This is a genomic window from Streptomyces sp. NPDC001393, from assembly GCF_053597455.1.
Genome location: NZ_JBSFIH010000106.1, coordinates 1 through 12,551 on the forward strand (window position 1 = coordinate 1; position 12,551 = coordinate 12,551).

Annotated in this window: 3 protein-coding genes; 2 read left to right on the forward strand and 1 reads right to left on the reverse strand. The window is 66.7% G+C overall.

Annotation, left to right across the window (positions count from 1 at the left end; genetic code table 11):
• The first annotated feature begins 109 nt into the window (after positions 1–109).
• Positions 110–601, forward strand: a complete 492-nt coding sequence (locus ACWC2T_RS44745; RefSeq protein WP_450676037.1) for a BMP family ABC transporter substrate-binding protein — start codon at positions 110–112, stop codon at positions 599–601.
• Between the two features lie 569 nt (positions 602–1,170).
• Positions 1,171–11,889, forward strand: a complete 10,719-nt coding sequence (locus ACWC2T_RS44750; RefSeq protein WP_450676038.1) for a LamG-like jellyroll fold domain-containing protein — start codon at positions 1,171–1,173, stop codon at positions 11,887–11,889.
• A 248-nt stretch (positions 11,890–12,137) separates the two neighbouring features.
• Here ACWC2T_RS44750 and ACWC2T_RS44755 read toward each other — a convergent pair.
• The coding region (locus ACWC2T_RS44755) for a hypothetical protein (protein ID WP_450676039.1) at positions 12,138–12,551 on the reverse strand (414 nt) is incomplete at its 5' end.

Here is a 12,551-nt window from a genome sequence, read left to right on the forward strand (position 1 = left end):
TCACAGCATGGACATGCCCAGTAAGTGGTCGACCTGGCGATCAGTACCACGATCGAGCGATCACGAACCGAGAAAGATCGGACTTAACGTCCACTGAAAGGTGGCTGTGGTGCAACGCAAGGTCTTGGTGTGGGGTGGGATCGGCGTCGTGGTGCTGGCCGGGGGCGTGGTGGGCGGACTGCTGGCCACAGGTGGCGGGGGTACGGCGCCGAGAGCCCGGCAGTACAGCGCATCCGATGCTTGTTTGCTGACCGACAGTCACGGCGTGAGGGGTTCGCGGGCGGCTGTGGTGTGGGCCGGGATGGAGGATGCGTCGCTTGCCACGCACACGAAGGTGTCTTCGTTGCCTGTGTTCGGGCCGGCGGCGGTGGCGAACGCGGTGCCGTATGTGAATACCTTGGTGCAGCGGCACTGCGACGTGGTGCTCGCTGTAGGGGACACACAGACCGCGGCGGTGGAGCAGGTGGCCCCGCGGAATCCCAAGGTCCGCTTTGTGGTGGTAGGAGGGGGCCGTGTACTGCGCAATGTCGCGGTGCTCTCCGGTGCAGCGGGCGCACGCGTTGCGGTGGCCCATGTCGTGAAGGATGCGACGAAAATGTGACCAAGTGGCGTGGAACTGCTGCATGATGACGTAAGTGCACAGGTCAGTGGCTTGATCGTAAAGGCTTGATTTAGACATGACGCACCCTCTGGCGATGCGCTGATCATTTCCAGGATCCTCGGCTGACTTTCGTGCCGATCCTTCTGGGAGTTGTCATGCGCTCTCGCCCGTTCCGCCGCTCTGCCCGGTGGATACGACTGCAGCGTCGCCTCGGGCGAGCCGCCTCGGTGCTGGCGTTGGCGGGACTGGCGGTGGTGCTGACGGGCCAGGACGCACCGGCTGTGGACCGGGGCTGGCCCGCGCTGTCGATGCCGACGCTGTCGGATGTCGCGGCCTGGATGAAGGACCCCGTGTCGCCGCGGTGGGGACATCTGCCGCGGCAGGCGTCGGGTACGGCGGCGGGACGGGGCCACTACGCATCGGCCGCGTCGACACGGTCTGGACGAGGTGCCGGTCACAGACCTGGGCGGGGTAAGGGCGAACTGCCGGCGTACGCCCCATACGCGAGGAAGGCGTCCAAGGGGGCGAGCGCCGTTGTCCGGGGTTTCGACGCCAGGACGAGCAAGCGTGTGGCATCGAAGTCGACTGCGACGTCGGACTACTACCGGAACGCGGACGGTTCCTACACCCGGAGGCTGGCCCAGGGCCCGATCAACTACCGGGATGCGGCGGGGAACTGGCAGCCGATCAATACCAGCGTGCAGCGTGGCTCGGACGGACGCTGGCATGAGAAGGCGAACTCGATCGGGGTGGACTTCGCGTCGTCCGCGGCCGACTCCGGGTTGGCGCGAGTGGGCGGCGGGAGCGGGAGCGTCTTCTCCTACGGCCTGCAGGGTGCCGCATCGGCGGTATCGCAGGTGTCCGGCTCGTCGGTGGCCTACCCCCACGTCCTGCCCGAGACGGACTTGGTGCTCCAGCCGACCGCGGTCGGCATGAAGGAATCGATCGTCCTGCACGCAGCGAGCGCGGCCAACTCCTGGACGTTCCCGCTCGGCCTGAAGGGCCTGACGCCTGTCCTGGCCAAGGACGGATCCATCGAGTTGCGGGACGCCACGGGCAAGCGGGCCGGCGAGATCCCGCCGGCTTACGCATACGACTCGAAGGTCAACCCGAAGTCCGGGGAGCGCGCCACCACTCACGCCGTCAGCTACCGACTCACGCGTCAGCACGGCCGTACCGCGCTGGTGGTGACGCTGGACCCGGCATGGCTGCACGCGGCGGGGCGAGTCTTCCCCGTGACGGTGGACCCGTCCTACGACAACGCGCAGGCGACCACGACCTACGCGGAGTCGCAGAACCCGGGCGACCACTCCATGGAAGCCGTCATCAAGATCGGCTCCTACGATTCCGGCACGCACGACGCCGTCTCCTACCTCTCTTTCCCTGCTCTCGGCCTGGACGGCTCGAAGGTGTCGATCTCCGCGGCGACACTGAACCTGTATGACGTGTGGGCGTCGACGTGCACCGCTGAGCGGCTGGACGTCGCCCCGGTGACAAAGGCCTGGACGCCGTCGCAGGTGACTTCCTATCCCGGGCCCTCCTACGGTTCCTCGATCGGCAGTGCCACGCCGACGGTCTCGAACGCGTGCGGTAACACCGGCGGAAACCTGTCGACCGGCAACTGGGTTGCCGTAAACCTGTCGACGAGCCAGTTCAACACCTGGGCGTCGGCGTCCGGCGCCACCAACGACTACGGTCTGGCTGTCTACGCCTCAACGACGGACACTCTGCACTGGAAGCAGTTCGGGTCGGTCTACGACGTCGGCTATCAGCCGTATCTCGCGCTGACGTACACCGGCGCGGTGCTTCCCGAGATCGTGAGTTCGAGCCCGCCGAACAACGCTCCGGTGCAGACGCTGACCCCGCAGCTGTCCGCGACGGGGCAGGTCGACGGAAACCTCGGCGTGAACCCGAAGTACGACTTCCAGGTCTACGACACCTCGGGCAACAAGATCGTCGATTCCGGCACGATCACGGCGAACTACTACAACGTCCCGGCCGGGAAGCTGACCTGGGGCAAGACCTACTACTGGTTCGTGGAGTGCACCGACGGCACCAACTGGTCGTCGGGGCCGAACTGGCAGGCCATGACGACGCAGGTGCCGCAGCCGGTGGTCACCTCGGGCCTGTCGCAGAACACGGACGGTCACGGCTACAGCCCTGCGATCGGGAACTACACCACCTCGGCCACGGATGCGAACGTGGCCACGCCTGGTCCCTCGCTGTCGGTGGTGCGCGACTACAACTCACGTGACCCGCGCACCGCGGGAGCCTTCGGAGCGGGTTGGTCGACCGTGTTCGACGCGAGGGCGACGGAGCAGTACGACTCGTCGGGTGCGGTCTCGAGTGTGCAGGTGACCTATCCGGACGGGTCGGTCATCGGGTACGGGAAGAACTCCGACGGTTCGTTCTCACCTCCGCAGGGCCGGTTCGCCACCTTCAAGAGCGTGACCGGTGGCTACTCGCTGACCGACAAGAACGCGACGGTGTACAGCTTCACCCAGTCGCTCGGCTCGGGCGCGTACGGGATCACGTCGATCACTGACGCCAATGGCCGGGCGGAGAACTTCACCTGGTCCTCCGGCGAGATCACGACCGTGACATCGGTGGCCTCGGGTCGGGCGCTTCACCTGACCTGGTCCACACCGTCTGGTGCGAAAAGTGCGCATGCGGCCACGGTCTCGACCGACCCGGTGACCGCGGGGAACTCGTCGACCGCGCTGACCTGGACCTACAGCTACAGCGGAGACCAGCTGACGAAGGTGTGCTCCCCGGTGGACACCACGGGTTGCACCCAGTATGGCTACGCCTCGGGTTCGCAGTACTACAACGAGACGCTGGACGAGGGCCCGCACTCGTTCTGGCCGCTCACCGAATCCTCGGGAACCACCACGGCGAACAGTGCGGTGCTCGCCCAGGAAGGCAATGACGCTGGCACCTACAACAACGTGACGCTCGGCCAGCCGGGTCCTCTCATGGGCAGCAGCGCCACTGCGGCCGGCTTCAACGGGTCGTCGTCCTATGTCGCACTGCCGAACCTCAACCTCGCCAACTCCTCGTCACAGACGATCTCGCTCTGGTTCAAGACGTCCACGGCGTCCGCGGGCGTGCTGTTCTCCTACTCCGACATGCCGATCGAGCCGAGTGCCACCCAGGGCGACTTCACTCCGGCGCTGTACGTGGGCAGTGACGGCAAACTCAACGGCCTGTTCTGGTACGGAAGCACCACCACGCCGATCACCAGCTCGGCATCGGTTGCGGACGGCAAGTGGCACCACGTGGTGCTGGCCGGCTCCTGGACCACGCAGACCATGTGGTTGGACAGCAAGCAGGTCGGCACCGCCGCCGGATACGGCTCCTTCGGTTTCACCGGCAACATGCCATGGCTGTTCACCCACCCCTACCTGGGCACCGGCTACCTCGGCTCCACATGGCCCGACGAGCCGCATCAGAACTCCTCCACCATCTACGCCACCTACTTCAATGGTTCGATCGGGGACGCGGCGTACTTCGGCCGGCCGCTGGTCCAGGCGGACGTGTCGATGCTGTACAAGGCGGGTACGACGGCGGCCAGCCTGATGAGCTCGGTGACGCGGCCGTCGGGCAAGGCGTACGCGTCGGTCGGCTACGACCCGGTCACGGGTGCGGTCACGCACCTGACGGACGAGAACGGTGGATCGTGGTCGATGGCGGCGCCCACCGTGTCGGGCTCGAGCCAGGTCTACCGCGGCGCCGTGCTGGGAGCGGGACCCACCACCTACTACCGGCTGGGTGAGCCGGCCGGTGCCTCCCAGGCGGTCGACGAGGTCAACTCCGGACCAGCGACGTACAGCAATGTCACGCTCGGTGCGTCCGGCCCGTTTTCGGACCAGACCGCGGCACGGTTCAACGGCACCTCGTCCTACCTGCAACTGCCTTCAGCCACCAGCACCGTGACGACGGGCCCGAACTCGGTGGAGATGTGGTTCAACATGCCGTCGGGCAATACCGCTGGTGGTGTGCTCGTCGGCCAGGAGCAGTGCGCGATCGGTAACAACCCGGTCGGCTGCGGAGGTTACGACCCGGCACTGTATGTGGGAACCGACGGAAAACTGCACGCAAAGTTCTGGGACAGCAACGGGACCTCCTCGCAGATGGTCACCAGCGCTTTGGTCAACGACGGCAAGTGGCACCACGTCATCCTGGCCGCCTCGACCAACGCACAGGTTCTGTATCTGGATGGCAACAAGGCCGGAAGCACCTCCGGCACGCTGTCGGCGACGGGCCAGGGGTACACCTACGTCGGCGCCGGCGCCGCAGGCGGCAACTGGGCCAACCACCCCACCAACACCCTCGGCTACTTCCCCGGCTCGATCGCCGAGGTCGCCTTCTACAACACTCAGCTGAGCGGCCAGGACGACGCCGCGCACTATGCGGCGGGCCAGCAGTCGGGCGGGCTGACTCCGCTGGAGACGGTCAAGGTCACCGACCCGGGCAGCAAGACGGACACCTACCAGTACGACCTGTGGAACGGTGACCGGCTGGTCGACCAGATCGACGGGCTCGGGAACAAGACGTCCTACGGTTACGACACCGGCGGCTTCCAGCACACCGTCACCAACCCGGACGGCGATGTGACCACCACCGGTCACGACGTGCGCGGCAACACGGTCTCGACGAGCACCTGCCAGAACCAGGCCGGGCAGAAGTGCTCGACCTCCTACATGACCTACCTGCCGGACGACACCTCGACGCAGCTGTCCCCGAACGCCCAGAACGACCTGGTGGCCACGTCCCGGGACGGTCGTTCGGCATCGGCGACCGACAACACCTACCTGACCTCCTACAGCTACGACTCCTCCGGCAACCGCACCGGGGTGACGACTCCGGCGGTGGCGGGCTTCCCGAACGGGCGTACCACCACGATCTCCTACACCGACGGCACCACCATCGCCGCGGCGGACAGCGGCTACGCCCCCAAGGGCCTGCCGTACAAGACGGTGTCCCCCGGCGGGGCGACCACGACGATCGTGTACTTCAAGGACGGTGACATCGCCTCGATCACCGACCCGGACGGCCAGGTCACGAAGTTCACCTACGACAACATCGGCCGGATCCTGACCAAGTCGGTCACCTCCAACAGCTACCCGAACGGCCTGACCACCTCGTACGCCTACGACGGCGTCTCGCAGGTCACCTCCGAGACGGACCCGTCGGTGACCGACCGGGTCACCGGCGCCGTCCACCAGGCGCAGACCACCACCGTGTACGACGCGGACGGGAACGTCACCTCACAGACGGTGGCCGACCGCAGCGGCGGTGACGCCTCCCGGACCGTGTCGTCGACGTACAACAGCTACGACCAGTTGTCCACCGGCACGGACGCGGCCGGCGGGGTCACCACCTACACCTACGACGGTTACGGCAACCAGGCCACGGTGCAGGACCCGAACGGCAACACCCTCGCCTACGCCTATGACGCGAACGGTCATCTGCTGAGCCAGACGCTGAAGAGCTACACCGGCGACCCGGTCAACCCCTCGACCGCGCAGGACCTGGTGGAATCCTCCCGCACCTACGACGCCGCGGGGCGGCTGCAGTCCATCACCGACTCGATGGGCAACACCACCTCCTACACGTATACCGACAACGGACTGACCGCGACCATCACCAAGTCCGACCCGACGGGCAAGCAGACCTTCGTCCAGCAGTCCAACACCTACGACGCGGCCGGAAACCTGACCCAGCAGGTCACCAACAACGGCGCCACGACCACGACCTCGGTCTACGACGCCGCCGACCGTGCCACCTCCACCTCCGTCGACCCGACCGGGGTGGACCGCACCACCACCGTCTCCTACACCCCCGACGACAAGGTGGCCACCAGCACCCTCACCGACGCCACCGGTGCCACCCACACCACCAGCTTCACCTATGACCCGATGGGCCACCTGACCAGCAGCTCTGTACAGGAGGACGGCTCCGGGCACCCGGTGGTGTGGTGGCCGCTGACGCAGACCTCCGGCACGACCGTCACCGACAAGTCCGGCACCGGCAACACCGGCAACCTCAGCGCCACCGGGGTGAGCTGGTCGAGCGGGGCGGCCTCGTTCTCCGGCGCGGCGGGAGAGTCGATCTCCACCAACGGGCCCGCGTTCAACACCGCCTCCTCCTACTCGGTCACCGCCTGGGTCAACCTCGCCTCCGGCGGCACCGGCTCGGACCAGACGGTCGCCGCCGCGTTCGGCGCCAGCGCCACCGCCTTCTCACTCGGCTACAAGGCCAGCACCCAGACGTGGACGGTCAACCTGGCCACTACCGACACCGCCAACGCCACCGGCTCCTCCATCACGGCCGCGTCCAACAGCGCGACAGCCGGCACCTGGACCCAGCTCACCTACGTCTTCAACGCCTCCACCGCCACCGGCACCCTGTACGTCAACGGCTCCCAGGCCGCCACCGGCAGCGACAGCAGCCCGTGGAACGCCTCCCGCTCCTTCGTGATCGGAGACGGCAAGTACAACGGCAACACCACCAACCCGCTCAACGGCCAGGTCAACAATGTGCAGTCATATGCGCGGGCGCTGAGCGCGAGCGAGGTCTCGGCCCTGTACTCCGCCGGCCGCACCGGCGGCACCACCGCCTCGACCAGCCAGGCCACCACCAGCTGGCAGCTCGATCAGCGCGGCCTGCCGACCTCGATGACCGACCCGGACAGCAACGTCACCAACTACACCTACGACGAGGCAGGACACCTCGTCGTGACCAGCGCCCCCGCGGTCAACGCCGAAACCGGCGGCGGCACTCCGAGCCTGGTCCACCCGACCACCACGGTCGGCTACGACACCTTCGGCGAACAGGCCGAGACACAAGACCCCGACGGCAACACCGTCGTCACCGCCTACGACGCCGACGGCCGCAAGGCAGCCCAGACCCTGCCCTCCTACACCCCGCCCGGCTCCACCACGCCGATCAGCAACGCCACCACCAGCTGGACGTACGACAAGGGCGGCAACGTCACCAAGGTCACCGACCCGCTGACCAACGCCACCTCCTACCTGTACGACCAGCTGGGCGACGTCGCCAAGGTCACCAACGCCAACAACGGCGTCACCCACACCGTGTACGACACCAACGGCCAGGCCTTGTCGGTCACTGACCCCACAGGGGCGCAGACCCAGGCCACCTACGATTTCCTGGGCCGTCAGCTGACCTCCACCATGCTCGAGCGGTACCCCAGCACCGCCTCCTACACCACGACCAACTCCTACACCGCCTCCACCAGCAACCCCGGCGGCGCCTTCCTCGCCTCCACCACCAGCCCGGACGGGGTCTCCACCTCGTACGGGTACGACAACGTCGGCGAGCGGCTCCAGATCACCGACGGGGCCGGGAACACCACCCAGTACGCCTACGACCTGCAGGGCCGGAGGACCGCGGTCACGCTCCCCGACGGCACTCGCAACACCGTCGGCTACGACCAGCTCGGAGACGCCACCCAGGTCCAGGCGCTGGACACCGACCACACCACAGTTCTGAGCACCCAGTCCGCCACGTATGACGCGGCCGGCCGCCTGATGTCGGCCACCGATCCCAGCAGCCACACCACGACCTACACCCGTGACGCGCTCGGCAAGGTGACCAGCGAGGTCCAGCCCGTCAGCGCCACCCACTCCATCACCACCTCCTTCGGCTACGACGCCGTAGGCAACGGCACCCGATACACCGACGGACGCGGCAACCCGACCATCTACACCTACAACTCCTGGAACCTGCCCGAATCCACCATCGAGCCGTCGGTGACGACCTCGACCTACAGCTACACCACCGCCGCCGACTCCACCTTCACCACCGCCTACGACGCAGACGGCCGCCCGGTCACCCAGACCCAGCCCGGCGGCGTCACCGTCACCACGACTTACGACAACCTCGGCAACCTCACCTCGGCGTCCGGCACCGGTGCCGATGCCGCCACCGCCACCCGATCCTTCACCTACGACGCGGACAACCGCATGCTCACCGCGGCCACCGCCGCCATCGGCACCACCACCGCGGCCACCAACGAATCGTTCACCTACAACGACCGCGGCCAACTGCTCACGGCCGGCGGCGCCGCGGGATCCAGCTCGTTCGCCTACAACGGCGACTCCCTGCCCACCTCCCGCACGGACGCGGCCGGCACCACCAGCTACGGCTACGACACCGCCGACCGGCTGGCCACCCTGAACGACCCGGCGACCGGCACCCAGCTGACCTACGGCTACAACTCCCTGTCCCTGCCCACCACCATCACCTACGGCACCGGTGGCAACGTCCGCACCTACGGCTACGACCACCTGCACCGCCTCACCAGCGACACCCTCACCGCACCCGGCGGCTCCACCATTGCCTCCATTGCCTACCGCTACGACAGCAACGGCAACGAAACATCGAAGACCACCACCGGTCTCGCCGGGGCCTCGGCCAACACCTACACCTACGACTGGGCGAACCGCCTGACGTCCTGGAACAACGGCACCACGACCACGGCGTACGGCTACGACGACTCGGGCAACCGCATCCAGGTCGGCTCCAACGTCTACACCTACGACGCCCGGGACCAGCTCACGTCCGACGGCACCAACACCTACACCTACAGTGCCCGCGGCACCCTCACCCAGCAGACCTCCAACTCCGGCACCGTCAACGTCACCTCCGACGCCTTCGGCCAGCAGGTCACCCAGGGCACCCAGACCTACCTCAGCGACGCTCTCGGCCGGGTCATCACCGACACCTCCACCAACGGTCCCAACACCACCTTCAGCTACACCGGAGCCGGCAACACCCTCGCCTCCGACGGCACCAACACCTACACCTGGACCCCCGGCGGCTCCCTGATCGGGATCGGCACCGCCGGCGGCACCACCAGCACCGCAACACTGGCCTTTGCCGACCAGCACACCGACGTCGTGGGCAACTTCTCGGCCAACGGCACAACGATGACCGCCTCCACCGCCTACGACCCGCTCGGTAACACCACCGCCACCACGAGCGCGATGGCCGGCAAGCTCGGCTACCAGTCCGGCTGGACCGACAACGCCACCGGCAAGGTGAACATGGCCGCCCGCTGGTACAACCCGGCCACCGGCCAGTTCATGAACAAGGACACCGCCTCCCTCAGCCCCCTCCCGAACTCGGCCGCGGCCAACCCCTTCGCCTACGTCGACGACAACCCGCTCACCCGCACCGACCCCACGGGGCACGGCTGGTGGAGCGACATCACCGGGGCCGCCTCCGACGCCTGGGACACGGCAACCAGTTGGGCCTCCGACGCCTGGGACACGGCGAGCAGCTGGGCCTCCGACACGTGGGACACCGTCACTAGCTGGGCATCGGACGCCTGGAACACCGCCAGCAGGTGGGCTTCGGACGCCTGGGACAGCGCCGTCTCGGCGTTCGACGACGTCATCTCCTCCCTCGATCGCGAGATCGCGCAGCTCAACCGCGAGATATCCCAGCTCAGCGCGGAGGTCTACGACGGATATCGCGCAGTCTCCCGACAAGTGTCACGTGGCTGGCACGCGGCGACCAGATTCGCCAGCAACGCCTACCACGGCACGATCAACGTAGTGAAGACCGCCTACCACGCGGCCGCCCGCGCGGTGCGCACCACCGCGACATACTTCAAGAACCACGCCGCGGCCATCGCATCCTTCGCCGTCTCCACCGCGGTCTTCGCCGGATGCGAAGCCGTCGTCACCGCAGGCAGTGCAGGAACCCTCTCCGTCCCCGGAGCGATCGGCTGCGGGGCCCTGGCCGGTGCCGTCGGCGGAGCCGTCGACCAGGGCGCCAAGTGCATGGACGGCCAGGCCGGAGCCTGCTCCGTCGGCGCCTTCGCTGAATCCACCGTGCTCGGCGCGGTCGGGGGAGCGGTCGGCGGCGGCCTCGGCGGATCCCTCGGCGGCAAGTTGGCCGAGTCCGCTCTCGGTGAGGCACTGCCCTCGCTCGTCACCAACACCCTCGAAGGTGCAGCCTTCGGAGGCGTGTCCGGCGCTGTCACTGGCGCCGCAAGTTACGGCATGAATTGCCCGGACACCGGCAGCGGCTGCTCCTGGAGCGGGGCCGCCGACGCCACCCTCAGCGGAGGGGCGGACGGCGCCATCGGCGGGGCTATCAGCGGAGCGGTCGGCACCGGTGTGGCCGCAGCCAAGGCGAGAGTCTCCAGCGGGGCTGGCGACCCGGCGTCCTCCGAGGTCCCCGAGGAAGAGGCCGGTGGCGCCTGCCCCACCAACGCCACTGCTCAAGACGAAACGCATAGCTTCACGGGCTCAACCAGCGTCGTCATGGCCGACGGGTCGACCAAGCCCATCGATGAGATCAAGGTCGGCGACAAGATCAAGAACAGTGTCCCCGGCCAGCCAGGAACCCAGACCCACACCGTCGACAAGGTCATCGTCACCCACACCGACCACGACTTCGTTGACGTCACCATCGCTCAGGCAAGAGCCACGGCGAAGCCCACACCGACCTCACTGCGATCTCGCCTGCTGGGCAAAGCAAAGTTGGGCCTCGCCGGCCTGGCAGCAGCCGCAGCGGTCCTCGTTGGCGGTCAGCCCGCCATGGCAGCCGATCACCACCACGAGGGCGCCCCGGCCGCTTCGACGAACGTCGCCGTCCATGGCTCGACCCTGACCACTACCTTCCACCACCCCTTCTACGACGAGACGCAGTCCTCCTTCGTCGACGCCGACCACCTCCACATCGGCGACGTCCTCCAAACCCCCACGGGCACCGCAGAGGTCACCGGCGTCCGCCTCTACCACGCCAGCACCACGACCTATGACCTCACCATCGGCGGCCTCCATACGTACTATGTTGTGGCGGGCGGCATCCCGATCTTGGTCCACAATGCCAATCTTCCAGAGGTCTGCGGTCCGATCACGAAGAACACACATTTCGCAGATGTGGAAGTGTATGACGCGCAGGGGACCCAGATTGACTCTTACTCCCTTCGTAGCGGCGCCACGACTCCCGAGGAGGCCAGTTTGGGCGTCGGGAGGGCGCGTCAGGCTGTCCATACCGAGAATCGCGCTGCGAGGGCATCTGGCGGCGCTCCGATGATCGGGGAGCATGAGATTGCCGGTGACCCATTCTGGGGGGCCAGTCCAGTTCCTGAAGGTGGATTGGTGCGAATAACTGGCACTCGACCACCATGTGGGAACTGTCAAGGCCAGATGAGACTTTCTTCGGAGGATACGGGCGCAACGTTTGAATACTTGTGGCCGGACGGGAACGGCGGGATGAATGTTTGGTCTTCGGATGACTACTGACGGATTCACCCCTGACCCTGCCGCGAGGTAGCTGTTAGGCAAGAGTGTGGCCCCTGCTGGATTGGGTATCGATCACAGGCCGATGCCCACCCGTAGAGGCCTCACGCCTTCCCCGGTCCTCTGGCGTGTGGGGCTTGGGAGTGGGCGAGTTGGGCCATGCCTTGTTGCGTTGGCCTAGCTGCTGATGGGTGGTGGTCGACTCCCGGGGAACGATTCGCGGCAGTATCATGCCTACCATGAATAACTCGTCAGAAGACACAAGGTGCGAACTGTGTGGCCAGTCGAGTGGCGGTCACTCTCACCAGTTGCAGGATGTTCCCGGCGCGGCCAGAGAGGGTAAGCGTGTCGAGTACGTTGTTGTCGAACGGCGCGGAGCCATCGCTCTCTATCAGGAGGCCGAAAACCCGTCCAGGATGTTCAAGACGCAAGCCATAGGCCTTGCGAAAGAGCTTGGAATTGAAGAGGCGGACCTCCTTGGGGCCCATTACACGTGTTGGGTGGCTCCTGCTGAATACGGGGTTGTCCGGAGTGAATTTAGGCTGGTCTAGAGGGCAAAGCCCTATAGAAACTGAGCCTTTTCCGTGCGCCCAGCAGAACAGGAGGTGACACCGTGACGTAGCGGTGTTCTTGCTGTTCGGAAGCTCGTCGTCGCCTGCCGGTGG